Below are 24,744 nucleotides of genomic sequence, written 5' to 3'. Positions count from 1 at the left end.
GATGGTCATCCATAGGCGCCGGTTGCATTGAGTGGTGGAGCTGGGGGGATTTGAACCCCCGTCCGTAAGCCTTCTTCGCGCAGATCTACATGTTTAGCGGTCTGATTTAAGTCTCGCAACCGGTGTCGCGCAGTCGCACGCTACACCGGCCGCCAGTACCCTTGGTTCTCGCCTTGACCCAAGGTACCCGGATCAAGGCCAGCCGATGTAGATTAACTTTGCAGCCGGGAGGTGTCGGATTGCTCCTTCACCCCCTTGCCCAGCCCATCGGCGTGCTGTTGCAAAGCTCACTGGCAATTAAGCAGCGAGTGCGAAACGTTCGTCGTTTGCAGTTAGTTTATTTGAATCTGTTTAACGAGCGCATTCAGCTCGACATGCCCCGCTGCGATTCCGAACCCACGTCGAAACCAGTGCAGCCCCAAGCGACGCATTTTAGGGCTGATCGAGTAGTTGCAAGAGCTCCAGGGGCGACGCGATCGCTGCGTCGGCGTCCCACCGCGCGACTTCCGCCTGCTCGCCCATGTATCCGTAGGTGGCGGCGATCGTCTTCATGCCCGCCGCACGACCCGCCAGGATGTCGCGCTCGTCATCACCGACATAGACGCAAGCTTCAGGCGCCACGCCAAGTCGCCGGGCAGCTTCGAAAAGCGGCTCAGGATGCGGCTTCGAATAGGGCGTCGTATCCCCGCTGATGATCGCGCCCGCTGTGCCGAACAACGGAATCGCGCGCGTGAGCGGATCGGTGAAGCGAACCGACTTGTTGGTCACCACGCCCCACTGCAGGCCTCGTTCGCGCAGCGCCTCGACGAGTTCGGCAACACCGGAAAAGACCTGCGTATTGCGCAGCATCCTCGCCTCGTAGTTGAGAAAGAACTCCTCGCGCAAGGTGACAAATTCAGGTGCATCCGGGGTGATTCCGAAGGCAATGCCCAGCATGCCCCGCGCACCAGATCCGGCCATCGGGCGGTAACGCTCGATCGGCAGCGATGAAAGCCCGCGAGAGACGCGCATCTGATCTGCAGCCGCGCCGAGATCGGGGGCGCTGTCGATCAGCGTGCCGTCCAGGTCGAAAAGGACAGCTCGGGTATTTCGTCCGCCCATCACTGCACCAGCACCGGTTTTTGGGTGGCGATCATGTAGTTCACGCTGGTGTCGCCGCTCAGCCAGTAGCGCCGCGTGATCGGGTTGTGCTCCATACCGCGAGTCTGACGAAGGTCGAGCCCGGCAGCCCGGCAGTACGCGGCGAGCTCACTCGGGCGGATCAGCTTCTGGTATTCGTGCGTTCCTCGCGGCAGAAGACCAAGCACGTATTCGGCGCCGACGATCGCGAACAGGAACGACTTGAGGTTGCGATGGATGGTCGAGAAGAACACCCACCCTCCCGGCTTGACCAAATCCGCGCAAGCCTTGACAACCGACGCCGGTTGAGGCACGTGCTCGAGCATCTCCATGCAGGTGACGACGTCAAAGCTCCCGGGTTGCTCCGCAGCAAGCGCCTCGGCGCTGACGGCTCGGTACTTCACCCCCCGCGTGCCGGCTTCCAGCGCGTGAAGCTGTGCGACCTTGAGCGCCTTGTCGGCCAGATCGATGCCCAGGACCTCGGCACCCTTTCGCGCCATCGAGTCCGCCAGAATCCCGCCGCCGCAGCCGACGTCGAGCACCTTGCGCCCCGCAATCGGCGCTATGCCGTCGATCCACTCGAGTCGCAGCGGGTTAATTTCGTGCAGAGGTCTGAATTCGCTTTCGACATCCCACCAACGGTGTGCCAGCTCTGAAAATTTGGCCAGCTCGGCGGGATCGGCATTCACGGTATCGGTCATGTGCTGATTATGAATCGGGTCGAATTCAGGGCATTGCGCGGGACGCACAGGCATAAAAAAACCCCGCCGAGGCGGGGTTTCATCAGCGATTCGGACGAATCACTTGTTGGGGCGGGTACCCACCACTTCGATTTCCACGCGGCGGTTCTTCGCGCGGCCTTCGGCGGTGCGGTTGTCAGCGATCGGCTGGGTCTTGCCCTTGCCTTCGGTGTACACGCGGTTCTTTTCGATGCCCTTCGAGACCAGGTAGGCCTTGACGGCCTCAGCACGGCGAACCGACAGCTTCTGGTTGTATTCCTTCGTGCCGATCCAGTCGGTGTGGCCAACCGCGATGATCACTTCGAGGTTCACGTCCTTGATCTTCGAAACGAGGTCGTCCAGCTTGGCGCGGCCTTCCGGCTTGAGGACGTACTTGTCGAAGTCGAAGAAGGCGTCAGCAGCGAAGGTCACCTTCGAAGCAGCGACAGCCGGGGGAACCGGTGCCGGAGCGGGAGCGGGAGCTGCAGCAGCCGGTGCCGGCGGAACCAGAGCGCCATCGCAACCAGCGGCGGCGGTAGCCGGCGTCCAGCTGGCATCGCGCCAGCAGAGTTCATTGGTGCCGTTCTTCCAAACCAGTTCGCCGGTGCCGTTTTGCCAGTTGTCGATCACCGGACCACCGTTCGCGGCGGTGACACGGTTCTGCGCGCCGGCGGCAGTGGCGAGCGCAGCGACTGCAAACATCATCGCCACTTTATTCAGTTTCTTCATGGTTCTCCTCTTGGGGAAAAAGCCGCAGCCGCGCTGCGAATCAAGGACGCTTTAAGTGACCACCACCCAAAACGTTGAGGCGATTGTGCCATAGGGTCTTTCGCAAACAGGCCGCCAGACGCCCCCGAAGCGTAGGACGGAGGCGGAATACCGGCCTTGTGTTGCGGCGGTGCGACACCGCCCACAGCGTAAAATTTCGCCTCCTTGCCGTCAGACCGCCGTTCATGACCTCGTTCGCCAAAGAAACCCTCCCCATCAGCCTCGAAGAGGAAATGCGTCGCAGCTACCTCGATTACGCCATGAGCGTGATCGTCGGGCGCGCCCTTCCCGACGCCCGGGACGGCCTCAAGCCGGTGCATCGCCGCGTGTTGTATGCGATGCACGAACTCAACAACGACTGGAACCGCCCATATAAGAAATCGGCGCGTATTGTGGGTGACGTGATCGGTAAGTATCACCCGCACGGTGATCAGTCCGTCTACGACACGATCGTCCGATTGGCGCAGAACTTCTCGATGCGCCACATGCTAGTTGACGGACAAGGCAATTTCGGATCAGTGGATGGCGATATGGCGGCAGCCATGCGATATACCGAGATCCGTCTGGCGAAAATTGCGCACGAAATGCTCGCCGATATTGACAAGGAAACTGTCGATTTCGGTCCGAATTACGACGGCTCTGAAAAAGAGCCTTTGGTATTACCGAGCAAACTGCCGAATCTTCTGGTCAATGGAGCTGGCGGTATCGCCGTCGGCATGGCGACCAATATTCCCCCGCACAACCTGAACGAGGTCGTGGACGCCTGCCTCCACCTGCTGCGCCACCCCGACGCCGGCATCGACGACCTGATGGAGATCGTTCCGGCCCCGGACTTCCCGACCGCCGGGATCATCTACGGCATCAACGGCATCAAGGAGGGCTACCGCACCGGCCGCGGCAAGGTCGTGATGCGGGCCAAGTGCCACTTCGAGGAGATCGACCGCGGCCAGCGGCAGGCGATCATCGTCGACGAGCTGCCCTACCAGGTCAACAAGAAGACGCTGCAGGAGCGCATGGCCGAGCTCGTGCACGAGAAGAAGATCGAGGGCATCAGCCACATCCAGGACGAATCCGACAAGTCGGGCATGCGCCTGGTGATCGAGCTCAAGCGCGGCGAAGTGCCCGAGGTGGTGCTGAACAATCTCTATAAGCAGACGCAGCTGCAAGACACCTTCGGCATCAACATGGTGGCGCTGGTCGACGGCCAGCCCAAGCTGTGCAACCTGAAGGACCTGATCGAGGTCTTCCTGCAGCACCGCCGCGAGGTCGTGACGCGGCGCACCATCTTCACGCTGCGCAAGGCACGCGAACGCGGTCACGTGCTCGAAGGCCTCGCAGTCGCCCTGGCCAACATCGACGAATTCATCGCGATCATCCGCAATGCGCCGACCCCGCCGGTCGCGAAGGCGGAACTCATGACTCGCGCCTGGGACAGCAAGCTCGTGCGCGAGATGCTCACCCGTACGCGCGCCGACGGCGGCGTGGTCAACGCCGACGACTATCGGCCGGACGGCCTGGACCGCGAATTCGGCCTGGCCTCCAACGGCCTCTACAGGCTGTCGGACACACAGGCGCAGGAAATCCTGCAGATGCGCCTCCAGCGCCTGACCGGTCTCGAGCAGGACAAGATCGTCGCCGAATACAAGGAAGTCATGGCAGAGATCGACGATCTGCTCGACATCCTCGCCAAGCCTGAGCGCGTATCGATCATCATTGGCGATGAGCTGACCTCCATCAAGCAGGAATTCGGCCAGAGCAAGCTCGGCGCCCGACGCAGCCAGATCGAGCACAGCGCCTTCGACCTCTCGACCGAGGACCTGATCACGCCGACCGACATGGTCGTCACCCTGTCCCATGGCGGCTACATCAAGAGCCAGCCGCTGGGCGAGTACCGCGCCCAGAAGCGCGGCGGACGCGGCAAGCAGGCGACGACGACCAAGGAAGACGACTGGATCGACCAGCTCTTCATCGCGAACACGCACGACTACATCCTGTGCTTCTCGAACCGCGGTCGCCTCTACTGGCTCAAGGTGTGGGAGGTGCCCGCCGGCTCACGCGGCGCTCGCGGTCGCCCGATCGTCAACATGTTCCCGCTGCAGGAAGGCGAAAAGATCAACGTCGTCCTGCCGCTCACCGGCGAGAAGCGCACTTTCCCCGCCAACCAGTTCGTGTTCATGGCGACGTCCATGGGCACCGTGAAGAAGACGGCGCTCGACGAATTCAGCAATCCGCGCAAGGCCGGCATCATCGCGGTCGACCTCGATCCCGGCGATTACCTGATCGGCGCCGCGCTGACCGATGGGGCGCACGACGTCATGCTGTTCTCCGATGGCGGGAAGGCTGTGCGCTTCGACGAAAACGACGTTCGCCCCATGGGCCGCAACGCCCGCGGCGTGCGCGGAATGACCCTCGAGGATGGCCAAGGCGTGATCGCGATGCTCGTCGCTGAGGATGAGCAGCAAAGCGTCCTCACCGCCACCGAAAACGGTTACGGAAAAAGGACAAGCATTACCGAGTACACCCGCCATGGCCGCGGAACCAAGGGCATGATCGCCATTCAGCAAAGTGAACGTAACGGCAAGGTGGTTGCGGCGACTCTCGTCCACACCGACGACGAGATCATGCTCATCACCGACAAGGGTGTGCTGGTGCGCACCCGAGTCGCCGAGATTCGCGAACTCGGTCGCGCGACGCAAGGCGTCACGCTGATCGGACTCGACGAAGGCGCCAAGCTCAGCGGGCTGCAGCGCATCGTCGAGAATGACGCGAACGTCGAGAACGACTCCGGCGCCGACGACACTTCCTCAACATCTTCAACGGAGAATCCTCAGTGAAAAAAATGAAACTCGCGATCCTGACGGTCGCGCTCGCCGGTAGCTCGCTTGCCATGGCCCAGGACAAGGCCGCGCTCGTGAAGCAGTTCATCGATCTGCAGCGCCCCGGCATCGAATCCCTGGCGCGCGGCCTGGTCGAGCAGTCGAGCGCCCCGATCGCGGCGGCCGGCTCGCAGTACCTGCAGACGCAGGTTCCGGCCGAGAAGCGCGAAGCAGCCGCAAAGGCGGCCGATGCCGAACTCAAGAAGTATTACGATGACGCCTACCCGATCGTGCGGGACAAGGCAGTGCAACTCGCACCGGGCGCTCTGGGCCCGATCATGGAACAGAACTTCAGCGAAGACGAGCTGAAGCAGCTCCTGGCCTGGATCAGCTCGCCGCTGAGCAAGAAGTACCAGGACCTCAATCCGAAGCTGCAGCAAGCGCTCACCGAGAAGCTGGTTGCCGAGACACGCGCAACGATTGAGCCAAAGATGGTTGCGCTCGACAGCAGCGTCGCCAAGGCACTCGGCGCACCGACCAATCCGCAGGCCGGCGGTGGCGCGGCGGCACCGAAGGCCGCGCCCGCAAAGGCGCCCGCCAAGAAGTGACGCGGCCGACGAGTCCGCGCCCCTTTAACTTCTCTGCCGGTCCGGCCGCTATGCCGGACGCGGTGCTGCAACGCGCCGCCTCGGAAATGCTCGACTGGCAGGGCAGTGGCATGGGCGTGATGGAAATGAGCCATCGCGGCAAGGAATTCGGCGCGATCTCCACGCAAGCCGAGGCGGATCTGCGCTTTCTCCTCGCGGTACCGGAGAACTTCCACATCCTGTTCATGCAGGGCGGCGGGCTCGGCGAAAACGCGATCGTCCCGATGAACCTCTCGCGCGGGACCCGCGCGGATTTCATCATCACGGGCAGCTGGAGCACCAAGTCCTATAAAGAGGCCCAGCGGTACTGCAAAGCGAACATCGCCGCCACCAATGCGGACGACCAGCACACGCGGCTTCCCGATCCCGCGTCCTGGCGGCTTTCCGCCGATGCGTCGTACGCGCACGTTTGCTCGAACGAGACCATCAACGGCGTCGAGTTCCAGGAACTGCCGGATCTTGCAGCGCTAGGTTGCAAGGCCCCCCTGGTTCTCGATTTCTCGTCGCACGTGGCCTCGCGCCCGGTCGACTGGAACCGCGTCGGGCTCGCCTTCGGCGGCGCACAAAAGAACCTGGGACCGGCCGGCCTGACGATCGTGATCGTCCGTGACGACCTGCTGGGCTACGCACTCGACATCTGCCCGAGTGCCTTCAACTACAAGACGGTCGCGGACAACCGCTCGATGTACAACACGCCTCCAACCTGGGGTATCTACATCGCCGGGCTGACTTTCCAATGGCTGCGGGAGCAGACCGAGGGCGATCACACGGGCATCGCCGCGATGGAGGCACGGAACATCGCGAAGTCGCGTCTGCTGTACGACTTCATCGACGCTTCGTCCTTCTACGTCAACAACGTCGACCCTTCCTGCCGCTCGAGGATGAACGTGCCGTTCTTCCTGCGCGACGAGAGTCGCAACGACGCCTTCCTCACGGGCGCACGCGATGCCGGCTTGTTGCAGCTCAAGGGTCACAAATCCGTGGGCGGTATGCGCGCCAGCATCTACAACGCGATGCCGCTGGCAGGCGTGCAGGCACTGGTGAGCTACATGCGAGAATTCGAGCGGTCGCATGCCTAGACGGCATGCGCACCCGACCGATGACCGCACCCGCCCCACAGCCCCAGCACCCTGACAACGCCTCCCTCGCCGATCTGCGCGTGCAGATCGACTCGCTCGACCAGCAGCTTCTCGACCTCCTGAACCGGCGCGCCCACGTCGCCGAACAGGTCGGCGAGGTCAAGAAGCGCGAGGGCACCCCCTATTTCCGTCCCGATCGCGTCGCCCAGGTGATCGAGAAGATGCAGCAGACCAATCAGGGTCCGCTCAAGTCGCAGCACGTCGCCGCCATCTGGCGCGAGATCATGTCGGCTTGCCTGGCACTGGAGTCGCCCCAACGAGTCGCGGTGTTGGGCCCCGAGGGCACCTTCTGCGAGCAAGCCGCGATCGAGTACTTCGGCGGCGCCGCCGACCTGATCTACTGCGCCAGCTTCGACGAGGTGTTCCACGCAACGGCCGCCGGCAGCGCCCAGTACGGCGTCGTCGGGGTCGAGAACTCCACGGAGGGCGTGGTCGCCCGTTCGCTGGACCTCTTCCTGCACTCGCCCACCCATGTGGTCGGCGAAGTCAGTCTCCTCGTGCGCCACCACCTCCTGCGCACCACCAATTCGCTGGAAGGCATCGAGGCCGTCCTGGCGCACCCGCAGGCCCTCGCCCAATGCCAGACTTGGCTTTCCAAGCATCTACCCAACGCAGAGCGCCGGGCGGTTTCGAGCAACGCCGAAGGCGCCAGGCTTGCCGCCGGCAATCCGGCCTGGGCGGGACTTGCGAGCGAACGCGCCGCAACGCGCTTCGGCCTCCACATCGTCTCGCACGCGATCCAGGACGACTCCTACAACCGCACCCGCTTCGCCGTCATCTGCCTGCCGCAGACCCTGGCCATGCCGCCGGCAACGGGCAAGGATTGCACGAGCCTGGTCGTCTCGGTGCCCAACAGGCCCGGTGCCGTGCATGACCTGCTGGTGCCGCTGAAGACCAACAACGTCTCGATGACCCGGTTCGAATCGCGGCCCGCGCGGACCGGCCAGTGGGAGTACTACTTCTACATCGACCTCGACGGCCACCCCACCCAACCCAACGTTGCGGCCGCGCTGACCGAACTGCGCAAGCTCTGCGCGTTCTACAAGGTCATCGGCGCCTACCCGGTCAATTCCTGAGGCCAAGGACGATGTTTGAACAACTGGGCCTGATCGGCTGCGGCCTCATGGGTGGCTCGTTCGCGCTCGCGCTCAAGCGGGCGAAGCTGGTGAAGCGAGTCGTCGGCTACAGCAAGTCGCCTTCGACGACGGAGCGCGCGAAGCAGCTTGGCGTGATCGATGTCGCAGCGCCGTCCGCCCTGCTCGCAGTGTCGGGCGCCGACCTGGTGCTGATCGCCGTGCCCGTGGGCGCATCCGAACAGACGTTCAAGGCGATCCGCCACGGCATCACCGAACAGATGCTCGTGATGGACGTCGGCTCGACCAAGGGCGACGTGATCGAGGCCGCTCGCCGCGGTCTGCAGGATCAACTCGCGTCTTTCGTGCCTGCCCATCCAATCGCCGGGAAAGAGGTCGCCGGCGTCGAACACGCCGATGCGGGTCTCTATACCGGCAGGCAGGTCGTGCTCACACCGATCAAGACCACATTGCGCTCCAACGTCCAGCGCGCAACGCAGGTCTGGAGCGGCATCGGTGCGAAGGTCAGCACCATGACGCCCGACGAGCACGACACCACCTTCGCCGCCGTCAGCCACCTCCCGCATCTCATCGCCTTTGCCTTCACGAGCGGCATCGCCACGCAGCCGCAGGGCGAGCGCTTTCTGGACATGGCCGGACCCGGATTCCGCGACTTCACACGCATCGCGGCGAGCGACCCGGTCATGTGGCGCGACGTCCTCCTGGCCAACCGGGAGAAGGTCCTGCTTCAATCCCAGGCCTTCCGGGAATCGCTGCGGCAATTCGAGGCACTGCTGGCCTCCAGTGACGCGCAAGCGCTCGAAAACGCCATTGCGTCCGTGAGCAAGCTGCGAAGCGAGTGGCAGCCCGGCGCCATGGGCTCGCCCGAATGAGGCCCGCGAACTGAACATGTACGCCACGCCATTTCTGGATATTCCCGCGCTCACCGGTGCCTCCGGCACCGTCCAACTACCTGGATCGAAGAGCATTTCCAACCGCGTGCTGCTGCTGGCCGCACTCGCGAGCGGCACCACGACGATCCACGACTTGCTGGACTCGGACGACACGCGTGTCATGCTTGACGCCCTGACGGCCCTCGGCTGCACCATCGAGCGCCAGGGCACGACAGTGAAGCTCGAAGGCCTTGGTGGCGCGCTGCGGACCACCAAAGCGTCGCTGTTCCTCGGCAATGCAGGCACGGCCATGCGCCCGTTGACCGCGGCGCTCGCGCTATTCGGCGGCGAATTCGAGCTCAAGGGCGTGCCACGCATGCACGAGCGGCCGATCGGCGACCTGGTTGATGCACTGACCCAACTCGGCTGCCGCATCGACTACCTCGGCAACCCCGGCTATCCGCCACTGGCGATCCACCCGGTCTCGATCGACACCCTTCAGCTCGACGCGCCGATCCGCGTGCGTGGCGACGTGTCGAGTCAGTTTCTTACCGCCCTGCTGCTGGCGTTGCCGCTCGCCGCCCGCCGTGACATCGCGATCGACGTGGTCGGCGAGCTGATCTCCAAGCCCTATATCGAGATCACGCTCAACCTGCTCGCGCGCTTCGGCATCGAGGTGCGACGCGATGGTTGGCAGCGGTTCACGATCCCGGCCGGCAGCCACTACCGCTCGCCGGGCGAGATCCACGTCGAGGCCGACGCCTCGTCCGCCAGCTATTTCATCGCGCTCGGCGCTATCGCGAACGGCACGGGCATCCGGATCGAAGGCGTCGGTGCCGGATCGATCCAGGGCGACATCCGCTTCGTCGAAGCCGCACGGCAGATGGGTGCGCGCATCGACAGCGGCCCCAACTGGCTTTTCATTTCCCGCGACGCGTGGCCGCTGAAGGCCATCGACATCGATGCCAACCACATTCCGGACGCCGCGATGACGCTGGCCGTGATGGCGCTTTATGCCGACGGGCCAAGCACGCTGCGCAACATCGCGAGCTGGCGCGTCAAGGAGACCGACCGCATCGACGCCATGGCGAACGAGCTCGGCAAGCTGGGGGCGACCGTCGAAGCCGGGCCGGATTTCATTCGCGTCCATCCGCTGCCCGCTGGCGCGTGGCGGCCGGCAAGCATTCGGACCTACGACGACCACCGGGTCGCCATGTGCTTCTCGCTCGCAGCCTTCAATCCGGACGGCCAACCGGTGCGCATCCTCGAGCCGAACTGCGTCGCGAAAACCTTCCCCGAGTACTTTGAAACGCTGTTTTCGGTAGCGCAGGCGGGGGAGATTCCCGTGATCTGCGTCGACGGCCCCACCGCCTCGGGCAAAGGCACCCTGACGATCGAAGTCGCGCGTCGGCTCGGCTACGACTACCTGGACTCGGGTTCGCTCTACCGCGTGACAGGCCTCGCGATGCGGCGGGCCGGTCTGACACCGGACACGGAGCACGAAGCCCGGATCGCGCAGATTGCCGCCGCGTTGCCGCTGAGCTTCAGCGAAGGCAAGGTGCTGCTTGCCGGCGAGGATGTCAGCGACGCCATCCGCACTGAAACCGCGGGCATGGATGCATCGCGCGTGTCGACGCTGCCGGCGGTGCGCACCGCTCTCGTCGACCTGCAGAGAAGCTTCCGCAAGCTGCCCGGACTCGTTGCCGATGGCCGGGACATGGGCACCGTGATCTTTCCCGATTCAAAGCTCAAGGTCTTCCTGACGGCGAGCGCCGCCCACCGGGCCGAACGACGCCATAAGCAATTGATTTCAAAGGGAATTTCGACTACACTTGACAGTCTTCGCGCCGATTTGGAGGCACGTGATCTCCGGGATTCTTCCCGCAGCGTCGCGCCCTTGAAGCCAGCGCAGGACGCCCGCCTCCTGGACAACTCCCATCAAACGGTCGAGCAATCGGTCGGTCAGGTGTTGCACTGGTGGCAGGAAATACAGCCGTTCAAGGCTTCTTGACCGGCGTTTCGGTCCAGCAGGTCCCCGCCGCGCGTCAGCGCACCGGCCTGCTGGTTGTTCAACCTCAACCGGGCCTCAAGCCCAAACAACCGCCGTCTCCAGACCCAAGCCAGCCGCAATGGTGCGTCTGCAAACCCTGCGTGACGGAAGGAACACACAATGTCTGAATCTTTTGCCGACCTATTCGAAGAATCCCTGAAGCGCTCCGAAATGCGCGCCGGTGAGGTCATCACCGCCGAAGTCGTGCGTGTCGAACACAACCACGTCGTGGTCAACGCAGGCCTCAAGTCCGAAGCCTACGTGCCGATCGAGGAGTTCAAGAACGACAAGGGTGAACTCGAAGTCCAGGCCGGCGATTTCGTCTCCGTTGCCATCGGCAGCGTCGAAAACGGCTACGGCGACACGATCCTCTCGCGCGATACCGCCAAGCGCCTCGCTTCGTGGCTCGCGCTCGAGAAGGCCCTCGAATCCGGCGACTTCGTCACCGGTACGACGAGCGGCAAGGTCAAGGGTGGCCTCACGGTGCTCGTCAACGGCATCCGCGCCTTCCTGCCGGGTTCGCTGATCGACACCCGTCCGATCAAGGACCTGACCCCCTACGAGAACAAGACCCTCGAGTTCAAGGTCATCAAGCTCGACCGCAAGCGCAACAACGTGGTGCTCTCGCGCCGCGCCGTGGTCGAAGCCAGCATGGGCGAAGAGCGCGCCAAGCTGATGGAAACGCTCAAGGAAGGCGCAATCGTGCGCGGCGTGGTCAAGAACATCACCGAATACGGTGCGTTCGTCGACCTCGGCGGCATCGACGGCCTGCTGCACATCACCGACATGGCATGGCGCCGTGTCCGCCACCCGAGCGAAGTGGTGCAAGCCGGTCAGGAAATCACCGCCAAGATCCTCAAGTTCGACACCGAGAAGAACCGTGTGTCGCTGGGTCTCAAGCAGATGGGCGACGACCCGTGGATGGGCGTTTCGCGCCGCTACCCGCAAGGCACCCGCCTGTTCGGCAAGGTCACGAACATCGCCGACTACGGCGCGTTCGTCGAACTCGAGCCGGGCATCGAAGGCCTGGTGCACGTGTCCGAGATGGACTGGACCAACAAGAACATCGCTCCGAACAAGATCGTCTCGCTGGGCGACGAAGTCGAAGTCATGGTCCTCGAAATCGACGAAGACAAGCGCCGCATCAGCCTCGGCATGAAGCAGTGCAAGGCCAACCCGTGGCAAGAGTTCGCGCAAAACACCAAGCGCGGCGACCGCGTCAAGGGCCCGATCAAGTCGATCACCGACTTCGGCGTGTTCGTGGGTCTGGCTGCCGGTATCGACGGCCTCGTCCACCTGTCCGACCTGTCGTGGAACGAGCCGGGTGAAACCGCCGTCCGCAACTACAAGAAGGGCCAGGAAGTCGAAGCGATCGTGCTGGCCGTCGACGTGGACCGCGAGCGCATCAGCCTCGGCATCAAGCAGCTCGACAGCGATCCGTTCACGACGTTCACCACCGTGAACGACAAGGGCCAGATCGTGACCGGCAAGGTCAAGACCGTTGACCCGCGCGGCGCCGAGATCGACCTCGGTGACGATATCGTCGGCTACCTGCGCGCCAGCGAAATCTCCCGCGACCGCGTGGAAGATGCTCGCAACGTGCTCAAGGAAGGCGACGAAGTCACGGCCGTGGTGGTCAATGTGGATCGCAAGACCCGCAACATCCAGCTGTCGATCAAGCAGAAGGACATGGCCGACCAACAGGAAGCCATGGCCAACCTGAGCCAGCAAGCTGCGCGTGAAAACGCCGGCACGACCAGCCTGGGCGCCCTGCTGCGCGCCAAGCTGGACAGCAACAGCGACAAGTAAGCTGTGTCCGGGGACAGGGCAGGCCTTCGGGCCGCTCTGTCCTTTTTTTCGTCCTCACCGTTTCTGCCATGACCCGTTCTGATCTTGTCGAAGAACTCGCCGCACGCTTTGCACAGCTGACGCATCGCGATGCCGAATACGCCGTCAAGACCATCCTCGACGCGATGAGCGACGCGCTTGTGCGCGGACACCGCATCGAGATCCGGGGGTTCGGCAGCTTCACCGTGAACCGCCGCCCTCCCCGCATCGGACGCAATCCGAGGTCGGGCGAAAGCGTGCAGATTCCGGAGAAGCGGGTGCCGCACTTCAAGCCGGGCAAGGCCTTGCGCGAAGCGGTCGATGCACGGAGCGTCGAACTCGACGCAGAGAAGAAAAGGCGCGCGTAAAGCGCAGCACATGCGCTGCAAGTCCATCGACATGCAGGCATAGAATTCCCCCGCCAACGGGGAAGCGCATGAAATATCTCCTGTGGCTGCTAAAGGCAGCCATTTTTTTTACCCTCTTCGCCTTCGCGCTGAACAACCAGCACGATGCGACGGTGTATTTTTTCTTCGGGACCTCCTGGCGCGCTCCGCTGGTACTGGTGGTCCTAGCCGCTTTTGCAGGAGGCATGGTGGTTGGCGCCTTGGGCATGCTGCCGGGATGGTGGAAGCACCGCAGCGCCGCGGCACAGCAATCTCCTGCCCCGCTGGTTCCGCCGCCAGCACCAGCGACTACTCCACCTGCCACCGTTTCCGCCGCCGATCTTCCTGCCGTACGCCAACATGGACTTTGACCTCAGCTGGCTGCTGCTCGGCCTCCCCATCGCCTTCGTTCTCGGCTGGCTCGCATCGCGCTTCGACCTGCGACAGCTCAAGATCGAGAACCGCCAGGCACCCAAGGCTTACTTCCGAGGCCTGAACTTCCTTCTCAACGAACAGCAGGACCAGGCGATCGACGCATTCATCGAAGCCGTCCAGAACGATGCCGATACGCAGGAGTTGCACTTCGCCCTCGGCAACCTGTTCCGCCGCCGTGGCGAATACCAGCGTGCGGTGCGCGTCCACGAACACTTGCTCGGACGCGGTGACTTGAGCCGCGCGGATCGCGATCGCGCGCAGCATGCGCTGGCGCAGGACTTCCTGCGCGCGGGCCTGCTCGATCGCGCCGAGGCCGCACTGCAGAAGCTCGAAGGCACGCGCTACGAGAACGAAGCGAGGCTTTCGCTGCTCGCCATCTACGAGCGTTCGCGAGAGTGGGCCCAAGCAGAAGACGTTGCACAAAAACTCGACGAATCCGAGCAGGCCAGCTACAGCACGAGGCGCGCTCACCATTTCTGCGAGCAGGCTTCCGAGCGCGTGGCGGCTGCCGATCTGGATGGCGCAGCGCAACTGCTTCGCCAGGCAGCGGAGCTTGCACCGCAGGCGCCGCGCCCAGCCATCGACACCGCGGCGCTTCAGTTGCGCAATGGCGATCCGGCCGCCGCCTTCGACACGCTCAAGGCGCTCAGCGAGCGCGCACCGCTTGCGCTGCCGTTGTACGCGGCGATCCTCCAGCAGGCCGCCGTGGCATCCCAGCGTTCGGGCGAAGCATTGGCCTTGCTGCAGCGCCGCTACGTTGCCTCGCCGTCGATCGATGTGCTCGAGGCCATCATCGCCCTCGGCGGTACGCCCGCGTTGCCGGATGACGCGCGGGGCGCCGACGCACCACCACCCGAGCCGCGCGACGGCTACATCGCGCATCTCTCGCGACAGCCATCGTTGGTCGCCGCCTCGCGTTGGCTTGCAGGGGAAAAGTTCGAACACGAGCAGTTCCATCCGCAGGTCCAGCGCTCCCTCGACCAGGCAACGCGACCTCTCATGCGCTATCGCTGCGCTGCCTGCGGGTTCGAGGCGCACCAGTATTTCTGGCACTGCCCAGGCTGCCAGGCGTGGGACAGCTATCCGCCGCGCCGCGTCGAAGAACTCTGACCAACAGCGGCCGCGTCGAGGCCGCCGCGCAGGCCGTTATCATCCGACCGCCGCGCGCATCCTGCGAACGGCGAAGCGCTCCGCGCTTCTCACATAAGAAATCAGGGAATCAAAAAATGTTCAAGAAGATCGTGGCCGCTTCGGCCATGCTGTTTGCTTTCGCCTCCTGGGCCGCCGTCGATGCCAACAAGGCAACCGAAGCCGAGCTCGACGGACTGAAGGGCGTCGGCCCCGCACTCTCCAAGCGCATCATCGAAGCCCGCAATCAAGGCGAGTTCAAGGATTGGGCCGACTTCATGACCCGCGTCAAGGGCGTGAAGGACAAGTCCGCCACGAAGCTCTCCGACGAAGGCCTCACGGTCAACGGCAAGCCGTTCACCGAATCCGCGCCGGCCGCGAAGGTGAAGAAGGACGAAACGAAGAAGGACGAGTCGCAGGCTTCTGCGGCCAAGGCTGCGACCAAGCAGTAAGCCTCCTTTTCGCGCAATTGATGCGCTGACATAGGGCCGCCCTCGGGCGGCCTTTTTGCATTTGGTGGCGCATGCACCGGCCAACCTTGGGCAGGGAAATGCCCGAGCGATGGCGCGGTACTTGCAACGTATGCTCCCCATCGACTTTTCCACCAAGCACGTCCTGGAGAGCTCATGATTCACAAGTTCGGCATTGCCCTCGCGGGCCTCGCTTTCGGTGCAACGGCATTCGCACAAGCCAAATGGGATCTGCCCACGGCCTATCCGCCCGCCAACTACCACACCGAAAACATCGTCCAATTCGCGAAGGATGTCGAAGCGGCCACCGGCGGCAAGCTCAAGATCACCGTGCACTCGAACGCTTCGCTCTTCAAGGCGCCCGAGATCAAGCGCGCGGTGCAGAGCGGACAAGCGCAAGCTGGCGAGATCCTGCTTGCCAACTTCGCGAACGAGAACCCGATCTATGCACTCGACGGCGTGCCCTTCCTGGCCACGACCTACCCCGACGCGAAGAAGCTGTACGTCGCCTCCAAGCCGGCAATGGAAAAGCTGCTTACCGCGCAAGGCATCAAGGTGCTCTTCATGGTGCCGTGGGCGCCGCAGGGCATCTACTCGAAGAAGGAGATCGGCTCGGTGGCCGACCTGCGCGGGATCAAATGGCGCGCCTACAGCCCGGCCACGGCCAAGATCGCTGAACTGATCGGCGCGCAACCGGTGCAAATCCAGCAGGCCGAACTCAGCGCGGCCATGGCGACGGGTGTGATCGAAAGCTACATGAGCTCGGGCTCGACCGGCTACGACACCAAGACCTACGAGAGCATCAAGAACTTCTACGACACGCAAGCGTGGATTCCGAAGAACGCGGTGCTCGTGAACGCCAAGGCCTTCGATGCCCTCGACCCGGCGACGAAGGAGGCGGTCACCAAGGCCGCCGCCGATGCCGAGGCACGCGGCTGGAAGGTCGCTCAGGAAAAGAACGACGAGTACAAACGCCTGCTGACCGAACGCGGCATGAAGATCCACAAGCCCTCGCCCAAGCTGGATGCGGACATGCGGCAGGTCGGCGGCATCATGCAGTCCGATTGGCTGAAGGTCGCGGGCCCCGACGGCGCAGCCATCGTCGACGCCTACAAGAAGAACTGACCCATGACGCAATCTTCGGCAGGGAGCCCCACGGGGGTCACCCTGGAAGAAAAGCGCACGGGCCGCGCTCGCGTTTGGCTCGACCGCCTCTACGACGGCGCCGGCGCGCTCGGCGCACTCTGTGTGTTCATCATCTTCGTGCTGATGGTGCTCGGCGGCGTCGGCCGGCAGATGAACTGGCATGTGAGCGGTCTGAATGACGTGGTCGCGTGGCTGTGTGCAGCCGGCGGTTTCTTCGCGATGGCGCATGCCTTCCGCCACGGCGACTTCGTCCGCGTAACGCTGCTGCTCGAAGTCGCTTCGCCGAAGCTCCGCCGCGCGCTCGATGTCGGCTGCCTGTTGATCGCAGTCGTCTCGGTGTCCTACCTGACCTACGCGGCCACCAGCTTCACCTGGGAAAGCTACGAGTTCGCCGAGATGGCCACCGGCCTCGTCGTGATTCCGATCTGGATTCCGCAATCGACCTTCGTGCTCGGCTGCTGGCTGCTCCTGATCGCAATGATCGACGAGCTGGTCGGCGTGCTTCGCGGCAACAAGCCCAGCTACCAGCGCGCGGTCGAAGAGCGGCATGCGGCGGGTGATTTTTCCTCCGACGTCTAACACCAACAACAAGAACAAGCGATGCTCGAAACCCTTCTCATGGGCGCGCTGCTGCTCGCCATCATGCTGGTGCTCCTGGCCGGCGGAGTCTGGATCGCGATGACGCTCGCGATCGTCGGCTGGGTCGGCCAGGCCTTCTTCACGCAGACGCTGCCAGCCAAGAACCTCTTCTCTTCGTTCTGGGAGTCGAATGCCTCATGGGAGCTGGCTGCGCTCCCGCTCTTCATCTGGATGGGCGAGATTCTCTTTCGCACCAAGCTGAGCGAGGAGATGTTCGAAGGCCTTCGGCCATGGCTCAATCGCGTGCCGGGGCGGCTGATGCACACCACGATCCTCGGGTGCGGCGTGTTCGGCTCGGTCTCCGGATCATCCGCGGCGACCTGCGCGACGATCGCCAAGGTGGCGTTGCCCGAACTCGTGCGCCGCGGCTACAACGAGAAGCTCGCGATCGGCTCGCTCGCGACGGCGGGCACGCTGGGCATCCTGATCCCGCCGTCGATCACGATGGTGGTGTACGCGGTCGCGGCCGATGCGTCGATCATCCGCATCTTTCTCGCGGGGTTCCTGCCGGGGTTTCTGCTGATGTTGCTGTTCTCGGGCTACATCGGCTGGTGGAGCCTGCGCAACCCTGACCAGGTACCACCCGCCGATCCGCCAACGACCTTCCGCGAGAAGATCCAGCTCTCGGGCAACCTGATCCCCTGCACGCTGCTGATCGTCTTCATCGTGTGGGTGCTGGTCGCCGGGTGGGCCACCGCCACAGAGTGCGCCGCCTTTGGCGTGCTGGGTTCGCTCGCCATTGCCGCGTGGGGCCGCAGCCTCACCTGGCAGAACTTCAAGGACGGGATCATGGGCGCCACGCGCACGAGTTGCATGATCATGTTCATCCTCGCGGGCGCAGCCTTCCTGACCAAGACCATGGCCTTTACCGGCATCCCGCGCGAACTCGCGGAATGGGTCGACAGCATGCATCTGTCGCCCTATGCGCTGATCGGTGCGCTGGTGCTGGTGTATCTCGTGCTCGGCACGGCGCTCGACGGGATCTCGATGATCGTGCTGACCAGCGCCGTCGTGCTGCCGATGATCCAGAAGGCCGGCTTCGACCTCGTCTGGTTCGGCATCTTCATCGTGCTGCTGGTCGAGATCGCGGAAGTCACGCCGCCGGTAGGCTTCAACCTCTTCGTGCTGCAGAACATGACTGGCAAGGACAGCAACGTGATTGCCAAGGCGTCCATTCCTTTCTTCTTCTGCCTCGTGTTGTGCATCGGATTGATCACCGTGTTCCCGAGCATCGTGACGATCCTGCCGGACGTCGTGATGGGCGCGGAGAAGTAGGCGACGCAATCCGATGACAATCGCGTGATGCTGCTGAACGTCCTCGTCATCTGTGTTTCCGCGTGCGTTGGCGCGCTGCTTCGCTGGGGTTTCTCCATCTGGCTCAACCCGGGCGGCTGGCTACCGTGGGGCACGCTGGCGGTGAACCTGATCGGCGGCTATCTGGTCGGGCTCGCGATCGCAGGTTTCACGGCGCTCCCCGACATCAACCCCGCATGGCGACTGATCGTCGTCACGGGCTTCCTTGGTTCCCTCACCACGTTTTCAAGCTTCTCCGCCGAGGTAGTCAGCATGATGGTCGCCGGGCGACCAGGTGACGCTTTGGTGACGGTGGCGCTTCATCTTGGCGGTTCGCTGCTCCTGACTTGGCTGGGCTTCCGCACGGTGCAATACCTCATGGCGTGACGGAGATTGCAAAGGGCGATCGATAGAATCGATCGCGATGCCCCTTGTCTTTCTCGTTGCACTCCCGTTCATCGCCAGCGTGCTCGCCGCGCTGCTGCCTTCGAATGCGCGCAATCGTGAATCGACGCTCGCGGGCCTCGTCGCGCTGGGCTGCGCGATCCAGGCGGCATGGTTCTTCCCGAAGGTCGCCAGCGGCAATGTGATCCGCCAGCAGATCGACTGGCTGCCCGTCATCGGCCTCGATCTCGTCTTCCGAATGGACGGCTTCGCATGGCTGTTCTGCATGCTCGTGCTGGGGATCGGCTCGCTGGTGGTGCTGTATGCGCGCTACTACATGTCGCCGTCCGATCCGGTGCCACGCTTCTTCTCGTTCCTGCTCGCGTTCATGGGCGCGATGATGGGCGTGGCGCTGTCGGGCAACATCATCCAGATGGTGCTGTTCTGGGAACTCACCAGTCTTTTCTCTTTCTTGCTGATCGGTTACTGGCACCACCGCCGCGATGCACGCCGTGGCGCGACCATGGCGCTCGTCGTCACCGGCGCAGGCGGACTGTGTCTGCTGGCCGGTGCACTGATCCTGGGACGCATCGCCGGCAGCTACGACCTGGACGTGGTGCTCGCGTCGGGCAGCGAGATCCGCGCGCATCCGCTCTACACCGCTGCGCTCGTGCTGGTGCTGCTCGGCGCCTTCACCAAGAGTGCGCAGTTCCCCTTCCACTTCTGGCTGCCGCGCGCGATGGCGGCGCCTACGCCCGTCTCGTCGTACCTGCATTCGGCCACGATGGTGAAGCTCGGGGTCTTCCTGATGGCGCGGCTCTGGCCGGTGCTGTCGGGCACCGAGGAATGGTTCTGGCTGGTGAGCGGCGCGGGTGCGATCACCTTGCTGCTCGGCGGCTATGTCGCGATGTTCCAGCGCGACCTGAAGGCGCTGCTGGCGTATTCGACGATCTCGCACCTCGGGCTCATCACGCTGCTGCTGGGCCTCAACAGCCCGCTCGCGGCGGTCGCGGCGGTCTTCCACATCATGAACCACGCCACCTTCAAGGCGTCGCTGTTCATGGCTGCCGGCATCATCGACCACGAGAGCGGCACACGTGACATCCGCAAGCTCAGTGGCCTGCTCAAGCTGATGCCGATCACCGGGACGCTGGCGATCATCGCGAGTGCATCGATGGCGGGCGTGCCACTGCTCAACGGCTTCCTGTCGAAGGAGATGTTCTTCGCGGAGACGGTGTTCATCGAGGCCACGCCGTGGGTGAGCCGCAGTCTGCCGATCATCGCGACGATCGCCGGCATCTTCAGCGTGGCCTATTCGGCGCGCTTCGTGTTCGACGTGTTCTTCGGCCCGCCCTGCGCGCCACCCGACGTGCCCAAGCAACCGCACGAGCCCCCACACTGGATGCGCGTGCCGGTCGAGCTGCTGGTGCTGATCTGCCTGGTGGTGGGCGTTGCACCCGCGTGGTCGGTCGGCGCGTTTCTCGCGACAGCGGCAACGCCTGTCGTCGGTGGCACCTTGCCCGAATACAGCCTTGCGGTGTGGCACGGATTCAATCTGCCTCTGCTCATGAGCGTCATCGCGCTGGTCGGCGGCGGGATGCTCTATCTGTTGCAGCGCCGCGGTCGGGAACGCGGCGTGCTTGCAGACACGACGCCACTACTGCATCGCTTCGACGGCCAGCGCATCTTCGAGAACCTGCTTGCGCGCCTCAGCGAGACCGGCCGTCGCAGCCGCCGGATGCTCGGCACGCGTCGGCTGCAAATCCAGTTGCTGCTGCTCGTCGGCGTCGCGATCGCGGGCGCTGCGGCAGCGCTCCACTTCACGCCGGCCGCACGCGGATCGCGCGAGCTGCTGCCTTTCTCGCCGATGTTCGCGATGACCTGGTTGATCGGCTGCACCTGCGCGATCGCCGCCGCGCAGCAGGCCAAGTTCCACCGGCTCGCTTCGCTGATGCTGGCGTCGGCAGCGGGGCTGGTGAGTTGCATCACCTACATCTGGTTCTCGGCGCCTGACCTCGCGCTCACGCAACTCGTGGTGGAAGCCGTGACGACGGTGCTGATCCTCCTCGGCCTGCGCTGGCTGCCGATGCGCACCGCCACGCCCGAGCCCACCTGGACGTGGCTGCGCCAGTGGGGACGGCGCGGCCGTGACCTGGCGATCGCCATCACTGCCGGCGCGGGCCTCGGCTCGATCGCCTGGATGATGATGACGCGCACCTTCCCGCAAAGCATCTCGCCGTACTTCCTCGACAACGCGCTGACACGCGGCGGCGGCACCAATGTGGTCAACGTGATGCTCGTCGACTTCCGCGGCTTCGACACCTTCGGCGAGATCACGGTGCTCGGCGTCGTGGCGCTGACGGTCTATGCGCTGCTGCGCCGCTTCCGTCCGGCACCCGAATCCATGGCGCTGCCGCCGCAGCAGCGCGCGCATCGCGACGATGGCAGCAGCGACCTTCTCAATCCACGCCTCGCCAAGGACACCGCGGTCGGCTACCTGATGGTCCCGGCGGTGCTCGTCCGACTGCTGCTCCCGCTGTCGGTGCTGGTGTCGGTCTACTTCTTCATGCGCGGCCACAACCAGCCCGGCGGCGGCTTCGTTGCGGGGTTGGTGATGTCGGTGGCGCTGGTGCTCCAGTACATCGTGTCCGGCACCGAATGGGTGGAGGAACATCTGCGCATTTATCCGCGGCGCTGGATCGCGATAGGCCTGCTGCTCGCATTGATCACGGGCGACGGTGCGATCCTCTTCGGCTACCCCTTCCTCACCACGCACACCGCGCATCTGCACCTACCGCTGCTCGGCGAAGTGCACGTGCCGAGCGCACTCTTCTTCGACACCGGCGTGTTCGCACTGGTGCTCGGCGCCACCATGCTGATCCTCACCGCGCTGGCGCACCAGTCGATCCGAAGCCACCGCTGGTCCGACGAGCAGGCCGAGAAGGAAGCCGAGCGCATCGCGGCCGCAGCGAAGGGTGTCGCCTGATGGAAATCGTCCTCGCCATCGCCATCGCCGTCCTGACTGCATCGGGGGTGTACCTGCTGCTTCGTCCGCGCACGTTCCAGGTCATCATGGGCCTCACGCTGATCTCGTATGCGGTGAACCTCTTCATCTTCAGCATGGGCCGCCTCAAGGTCGACAGCGAGCCGGTGCTGACGCCGGGTTTCACCGCCACGCTCGCCAACACGGCAGACCCCATGCCGCAGGCGCTGGTGCTGACTGCCATCGTGATCGGCTTCGCGATGACCGCCCTCTTCCTCGTGGTGCTCCTCGCTTCGCGCGGGCTGACCGGCACCGACCACGTGGACGGTGAAGAACGCCGGGAGCCCAACCCGTGACCGGCTTCTTCCATCTGCTCGACCGCTTGCTCGAATTGAGCATGCCGCATCTGGTCGCTGCGCCGATCCTGGTGCCGATGCTCACCGCCGCGCTCATGCTGCTGCTGCGCGAGGAACGCCGCCGGACCAAGTCGGCGCTCAGCGTGGTGTCGGGCCTGATCGGCCTCCTGGTCGCGCTGGCGTTGCTGCGTTGGGTCAACGCACCGGCAACCGGCAGCGGCCCGGGCTCGATCGGCGTCTATCTCCCGGGCAACTGGCAGGCGCCGTTCGGCATCGTGCTCGTCGCGGACCGACTGTCGACGATGATGGTCGCGCTGACCGGGGTCGTGGCATTCGCGGCGTCGATCTACTCGACTTCGCGCTGGGACCGGGCGGGCGTGCATTTCCATCCGTTGCTGCAATTGCAGCTCATGGGTCTCAACGGCGCGTTCCTCACCGGCGACCTGTTCAATCTCTTCGTCTTCTTCGAAGTGATGCTCGCGGCCTCGTATGGCCTGTTGCTGCACGGCTCCGGCCGCGGACGAGTTCACGCGGGCTTGCACTACATCGCCATCAACCTCGCGGCCTCGTCGCTGTTCCTCATCGGCGCCGCGATGCTCTATGGCGTGACCGGCACGCTCAACATGGCCGACCTCGGCATGAAGATCGCGCAGATCAATCCCGCCGATCGTGGACTCGTGCATGCAGCGGCGGCGATCCTCGCGACGGCCTTCTTCGCCAAGGCCGGCGCGTGGCCGCTCAACTTCTGGCTGGTTCCCGCCTACAGTTCGGCCGTCTCGCCGGTCGGCGCGGTGTTCGCGCTGCTCACCAAGCTCGGCATCTATACATTGCTGCGCCTCTGGACGCTGATGTTCGCTCCCGACACCGGTCCATCTGCGGGGTTCGGGCAGCCCGTGCTGATCGCAACGGGTCTGGCAACGCTTTTCGTCGGCGCGCTCGGTATCGTGGGCACGCAGCGTCTGTCGAATCTCGCCGGCTTCAGCGTACTGGTCTCCGCCGGGACGCTGCTCACGGCGGTCGGCTTCGGACAGACGGCCGTCTGGGCCGGTGCGCTCTACTACCTGCTCAGTTCGACCCTGGCGGTGAGTGCCTTCTTCCTGCTCATCGACATGATCGAACGCTGGCGCAATGCCGGAATGAGCGTCGCGCCACACGAAGGAGCGGACGAGGTGCCCTTCCTTTCCGCCGACCTGCAGCACATGGACAACGTGAACCTCGACGACAACGCGCAGGCGCTCTACGGCCGCGCGATTCCGGCCGGGGTCGTGTTCCTCGGGCTCGGCTTCGTCGGCTGCACGATCCTTCTCGCTGGATTGCCACCGCTCTCCGGCTTCCTCGGCAAGTTCGCGATGCTCTCGGGCCTGCTCGGTGCAACCCGGGTCACGCCCGCGGCCTGGGGATTCCTGGTGCTCTTGCTGGTGTCGGGCTTCTTCACACTCATCGCGTTCAGCCGCACCGGCATCCGGCACTTCTGGACGCAGGAGCACGACAACCTGCCATCGCTGCCCGCACTCGAAGTGATTCCGGTCGGCGTATTGCTCGCCGCCTGCCTTGCGCTGGCGCTCGGCGCCGGACCGGCGATGCAGCATGCCGTCGCCACGGCCGAAGGGCTGCGCACGCCAACGGCCTATCGCGACGCAGTGTTGCATGCGCGAGAAGTGCCCAGCCCCGCGCCGAAACCAGGAGCCGCGAAATGATCAAGCGCTGGCTGCCCTTCCCGCCGCTGTCGCTGGGCCTCTTCGTGGTCTGGCTGCTGCTCAACCAGTCGCTCGACATCGGCACCCTGTTGTTGGCCGCGATCTTCGCCATCGCGGTGCCGCTGCTCACGCAATCGCTCCGGCCGCGAGGAACCGTGCGCATCCGCCGGCCCGGCACGGTGGTCAAGCTGGCCTTCGTGGTCATCCATGACATGGTCGAGTCCGCCCTGATCGTCGCGCGACTTCTGCTAACCCGCCGCAATGACGAGATGCAGTCGTGCTTCGTGCGCGTTCCGCTCGAACTGCGCGACCCTAATGCGCTCGCAGCGCTCGCGATGATCGTCTGCCTCACGCCTGGCACGGCGTGGGGCGAGATTTCGTTCGACCGGTCGAGCCTGCTGATCCACTTGTTCGACGAGCGCGACCCCGAGGCCTTCATCGCACTCGTGAAGTCGCGCTACGAGCGTCCGCTGATGGAGATTTTCGAACCATGACGCCAGTTCTCTTCTGGGCGCTCAAGCTCGCGCTGTTTCTCCTGGCGGTGGCGATGCTCTGCGCGGTCACGCGCCTGCTCATCGGCCCGACCGCGCAAGACCGCGTGATGGCGCTCGACTGCCTCTACATCAACGGCATGCTCATGATGCTGATCCTGGGCATCAACTACACCAGCAATGTCTACTTCGAGGCCGCGATGCTGATCGCGCTGTTCGGCTTCCTCGGCTCGACGGCGCTCGCGAAGTTCCTGCTGCGCGGCGAAGTCATCGAATGAAGGAGAT

At 64.2% G+C, this 24,744-nt stretch carries 23 protein-coding genes and 1 other RNA gene; 20 read left to right on the top strand and 4 right to left on the bottom strand.

The genetic code is table 11. From position 1 onward, the window contains the following. Positions 1-32: 32 nt before the first annotated feature. The 4 genes from ssrA to ompA all read right to left on the bottom strand — a co-directional run bounded on the left by ssrA (position 33) and on the right by ompA (position 2,567). Positions 33-420: a transfer-messenger RNA gene (ssrA, locus tag FHW64_RS10320) on the bottom strand. 12 nt (positions 421-432) lie between these two features. Continuing rightward, complete coding sequence (gene gph, locus FHW64_RS10315) at positions 433-1,101, bottom strand: phosphoglycolate phosphatase (RefSeq protein WP_184525664.1); 669 nt, start codon at positions 1,099-1,101, stop codon at positions 433-435. Next, positions 1,101-1,820: a bifunctional 2-polyprenyl-6-hydroxyphenol methylase/3-demethylubiquinol 3-O-methyltransferase UbiG gene (gene ubiG, locus FHW64_RS10310; RefSeq protein ID WP_184525662.1), complete on the bottom strand. Its 720-nt coding sequence runs from the start codon at positions 1,818-1,820 to the stop codon at positions 1,101-1,103. Before ubiG ends, gph begins: the two co-directional genes overlap by 1 nt. A 99-nt stretch (positions 1,821-1,919) precedes the next feature. Continuing rightward, the gene (gene ompA, locus FHW64_RS10305) at positions 1,920-2,567 is read right to left on the bottom strand and encodes an outer membrane protein OmpA (RefSeq protein ID WP_184525660.1); all 648 of its coding nucleotides are present in this window, start codon (positions 2,565-2,567) and stop codon (positions 1,920-1,922) included. A 224-nt stretch (positions 2,568-2,791) separates the two neighbouring features. Between ompA and gyrA the strand changes: the two genes are divergently transcribed. The 20 genes from gyrA (at position 2,792) to FHW64_RS10205 (ending at position 24,737) form a co-directional block, all read left to right on the top strand. After that, on the top strand, positions 2,792-5,440 hold the full coding sequence (gene gyrA, locus FHW64_RS10300; protein WP_184525658.1) for a DNA gyrase subunit A: 2,649 nt from the start codon (positions 2,792-2,794) through the stop codon (positions 5,438-5,440). 5 nt (positions 5,441-5,445) lie between these two features. Next, the gene (locus FHW64_RS10295; RefSeq protein WP_221210299.1) at positions 5,446-6,030 is read left to right on the top strand and encodes a DUF2059 domain-containing protein; all 585 of its coding nucleotides are present in this window, start codon (positions 5,446-5,448) and stop codon (positions 6,028-6,030) included. Further along, positions 6,027-7,148 carry a 3-phosphoserine/phosphohydroxythreonine transaminase gene (gene serC / locus FHW64_RS10290; protein ID WP_311733277.1) on the top strand — a complete coding sequence of 374 codons (1,122 nt, stop codon included), beginning with the start codon at positions 6,027-6,029 and terminating at the stop codon, positions 7,146-7,148. Before FHW64_RS10295 ends, serC begins: the two co-directional genes overlap by 4 nt. A 20-nt stretch (positions 7,149-7,168) precedes the next feature. After that, positions 7,169-8,284 (top strand): prephenate dehydratase, encoded by a 1,116-nt coding sequence (gene pheA, locus FHW64_RS10285; protein ID WP_184525654.1) that lies wholly within the window; start codon positions 7,169-7,171, stop codon positions 8,282-8,284. Positions 8,285-8,295: 11 nt separating this feature from the next. Further along, on the top strand, positions 8,296-9,174 hold the full coding sequence (locus FHW64_RS10280) for a prephenate dehydrogenase/arogenate dehydrogenase family protein (protein ID WP_184525653.1): 879 nt from the start codon (positions 8,296-8,298) through the stop codon (positions 9,172-9,174). Between the two features lie 16 nt (positions 9,175-9,190). Continuing rightward, positions 9,191-11,185, top strand: a complete 1,995-nt coding sequence (locus FHW64_RS10275; RefSeq protein WP_184525651.1) for a bifunctional 3-phosphoshikimate 1-carboxyvinyltransferase/cytidylate kinase — start codon at positions 9,191-9,193, stop codon at positions 11,183-11,185. Between the two features lie 159 nt (positions 11,186-11,344). After that, entirely contained in the window at positions 11,345-13,033 is a 1,689-nt protein-coding gene (rpsA, locus tag FHW64_RS10270) for a 30S ribosomal protein S1 (RefSeq protein ID WP_184525649.1), read from the top strand. A gap of 68 nt (positions 13,034-13,101) precedes the next feature. Further along, positions 13,102-13,419, top strand: coding sequence for an integration host factor subunit beta (locus FHW64_RS10265; RefSeq protein WP_184525647.1), 318 nt, complete (start codon positions 13,102-13,104; stop codon positions 13,417-13,419). A 68-nt stretch (positions 13,420-13,487) separates the two neighbouring features. Next, positions 13,488-13,808: a lipopolysaccharide assembly LapA domain-containing protein gene (locus FHW64_RS10260; protein ID WP_184525645.1), complete on the top strand. Its 321-nt coding sequence runs from the start codon at positions 13,488-13,490 to the stop codon at positions 13,806-13,808. After that, a complete protein-coding gene (lapB, locus tag FHW64_RS10255) occupies positions 13,798-14,982 on the top strand; it encodes a lipopolysaccharide assembly protein LapB (protein WP_184525643.1) in 1,185 nt (394 codons plus the stop codon). The genes FHW64_RS10260 and lapB overlap by 11 nt, the downstream gene beginning before the upstream one ends. 116 nt (positions 14,983-15,098) lie before the next feature. Next, complete coding sequence (locus FHW64_RS10250) at positions 15,099-15,452, top strand: helix-hairpin-helix domain-containing protein (protein WP_184525641.1); 354 nt, start codon at positions 15,099-15,101, stop codon at positions 15,450-15,452. A 174-nt stretch (positions 15,453-15,626) separates the two neighbouring features. Next, positions 15,627-16,595: a TRAP transporter substrate-binding protein gene (locus FHW64_RS10245; RefSeq protein ID WP_184525639.1), complete on the top strand. Its 969-nt coding sequence runs from the start codon at positions 15,627-15,629 to the stop codon at positions 16,593-16,595. A 3-nt stretch (positions 16,596-16,598) separates the two neighbouring features. After that, positions 16,599-17,195 (top strand): TRAP transporter small permease, encoded by a 597-nt coding sequence (locus FHW64_RS10240; protein ID WP_184525637.1) that lies wholly within the window; start codon positions 16,599-16,601, stop codon positions 17,193-17,195. A 21-nt stretch (positions 17,196-17,216) separates the two neighbouring features. Then, a complete protein-coding gene (locus FHW64_RS10235) occupies positions 17,217-18,530 on the top strand; it encodes a TRAP transporter large permease (protein WP_184525635.1) in 1,314 nt (437 codons plus the stop codon). A 27-nt stretch (positions 18,531-18,557) separates the two neighbouring features. Continuing rightward, positions 18,558-18,935 (top strand): fluoride efflux transporter CrcB, encoded by a 378-nt coding sequence (gene crcB / locus FHW64_RS10230; protein ID WP_184525633.1) that lies wholly within the window; start codon positions 18,558-18,560, stop codon positions 18,933-18,935. Positions 18,936-18,972: 37 nt separating this feature from the next. After that, a complete protein-coding gene (locus tag FHW64_RS10225) occupies positions 18,973-21,918 on the top strand; it encodes a monovalent cation/H+ antiporter subunit A (RefSeq protein ID WP_184525631.1) in 2,946 nt (981 codons plus the stop codon). After that, on the top strand, positions 21,918-22,271 hold the full coding sequence (locus FHW64_RS10220) for a Na+/H+ antiporter subunit C (protein WP_184525629.1): 354 nt from the start codon (positions 21,918-21,920) through the stop codon (positions 22,269-22,271). The genes FHW64_RS10225 and FHW64_RS10220 overlap by 1 nt, the downstream gene beginning before the upstream one ends. 41 nt (positions 22,272-22,312) lie before the next feature. Then, positions 22,313-23,968, top strand: a complete 1,656-nt coding sequence (locus tag FHW64_RS10215) for a monovalent cation/H+ antiporter subunit D (RefSeq protein WP_184526315.1) — start codon at positions 22,313-22,315, stop codon at positions 23,966-23,968. Next, entirely contained in the window at positions 23,965-24,462 is a 498-nt protein-coding gene (locus FHW64_RS10210; protein ID WP_184525627.1) for a Na+/H+ antiporter subunit E, read from the top strand. The genes FHW64_RS10215 and FHW64_RS10210 overlap by 4 nt, the downstream gene beginning before the upstream one ends. Beyond that, entirely contained in the window at positions 24,459-24,737 is a 279-nt protein-coding gene (locus FHW64_RS10205; protein WP_184525625.1) for a K+/H+ antiporter subunit F, read from the top strand. Before FHW64_RS10210 ends, FHW64_RS10205 begins: the two co-directional genes overlap by 4 nt. Positions 24,738-24,744 lie beyond the last annotated feature (7 nt).

It is taken from the genome of Variovorax sp. Sphag1AA (assembly GCF_014192575.1).
Lineage (GTDB): Bacteria > Pseudomonadota > Gammaproteobacteria > Burkholderiales > Burkholderiaceae_C > Variovorax.
The sequence above is the reverse complement of the archived record's forward strand: the minus strand, read 5'-3'. Positions and strand labels throughout refer to the sequence as shown.

Bases quoted from the DNA above. Each gene is read 5' to 3' on its own strand.
- FHW64_RS10215 (WP_184526315.1), top strand. From the start codon at position 22,313: ATGCCGCATCTGGTCGCTGCGCCGATCCTGGTGCCGATGCTCACCGCC.
- FHW64_RS10295 (WP_221210299.1), top strand. From the start codon at position 5,446: ATGAAACTCGCGATCCTGACGGTCGCGCTCGCCGGTAGCTCGCTTGCC.
- FHW64_RS10245 (WP_184525639.1), top strand. From the start codon at position 15,627: ATGATTCACAAGTTCGGCATTGCCCTCGCGGGCCTCGCTTTCGGTGCA.
- FHW64_RS10265 (WP_184525647.1), top strand. From the start codon at position 13,102: ATGACCCGTTCTGATCTTGTCGAAGAACTCGCCGCACGCTTTGCACAG.
- FHW64_RS10260 (WP_184525645.1), top strand. From the start codon at position 13,488: ATGAAATATCTCCTGTGGCTGCTAAAGGCAGCCATTTTTTTTACCCTC.
- FHW64_RS10275 (WP_184525651.1), top strand. From the start codon at position 9,191: ATGTACGCCACGCCATTTCTGGATATTCCCGCGCTCACCGGTGCCTCC.
- FHW64_RS10250 (WP_184525641.1), top strand. From the start codon at position 15,099: ATGTTCAAGAAGATCGTGGCCGCTTCGGCCATGCTGTTTGCTTTCGCC.
- crcB (WP_184525633.1), top strand. From the start codon at position 18,558: ATGCTGCTGAACGTCCTCGTCATCTGTGTTTCCGCGTGCGTTGGCGCG.
- FHW64_RS10210 (WP_184525627.1), top strand. From the start codon at position 23,965: ATGATCAAGCGCTGGCTGCCCTTCCCGCCGCTGTCGCTGGGCCTCTTC.
- FHW64_RS10205 (WP_184525625.1), top strand. From the start codon at position 24,459: ATGACGCCAGTTCTCTTCTGGGCGCTCAAGCTCGCGCTGTTTCTCCTG.
- ompA (WP_184525660.1), bottom strand. From the start codon at position 2,567: ATGAAGAAACTGAATAAAGTGGCGATGATGTTTGCAGTCGCTGCGCTC.
- pheA (WP_184525654.1), top strand. From the start codon at position 7,169: ATGACCGCACCCGCCCCACAGCCCCAGCACCCTGACAACGCCTCCCTC.
- FHW64_RS10225 (WP_184525631.1), top strand. From the start codon at position 18,973: ATGCCCCTTGTCTTTCTCGTTGCACTCCCGTTCATCGCCAGCGTGCTC.
- FHW64_RS10240 (WP_184525637.1), top strand. From the start codon at position 16,599: ATGACGCAATCTTCGGCAGGGAGCCCCACGGGGGTCACCCTGGAAGAA.
- lapB (WP_184525643.1), top strand. From the start codon at position 13,798: ATGGACTTTGACCTCAGCTGGCTGCTGCTCGGCCTCCCCATCGCCTTC.
- FHW64_RS10235 (WP_184525635.1), top strand. From the start codon at position 17,217: ATGCTCGAAACCCTTCTCATGGGCGCGCTGCTGCTCGCCATCATGCTG.
- ubiG (WP_184525662.1), bottom strand. From the start codon at position 1,820: ATGACCGATACCGTGAATGCCGATCCCGCCGAGCTGGCCAAATTTTCA.
- gyrA (WP_184525658.1), top strand. From the start codon at position 2,792: ATGACCTCGTTCGCCAAAGAAACCCTCCCCATCAGCCTCGAAGAGGAA.
- rpsA (WP_184525649.1), top strand. From the start codon at position 11,345: ATGTCTGAATCTTTTGCCGACCTATTCGAAGAATCCCTGAAGCGCTCC.
- gph (WP_184525664.1), bottom strand. From the start codon at position 1,101: ATGGGCGGACGAAATACCCGAGCTGTCCTTTTCGACCTGGACGGCACG.
- FHW64_RS10280 (WP_184525653.1), top strand. From the start codon at position 8,296: ATGTTTGAACAACTGGGCCTGATCGGCTGCGGCCTCATGGGTGGCTCG.
- FHW64_RS10220 (WP_184525629.1), top strand. From the start codon at position 21,918: ATGGAAATCGTCCTCGCCATCGCCATCGCCGTCCTGACTGCATCGGGG.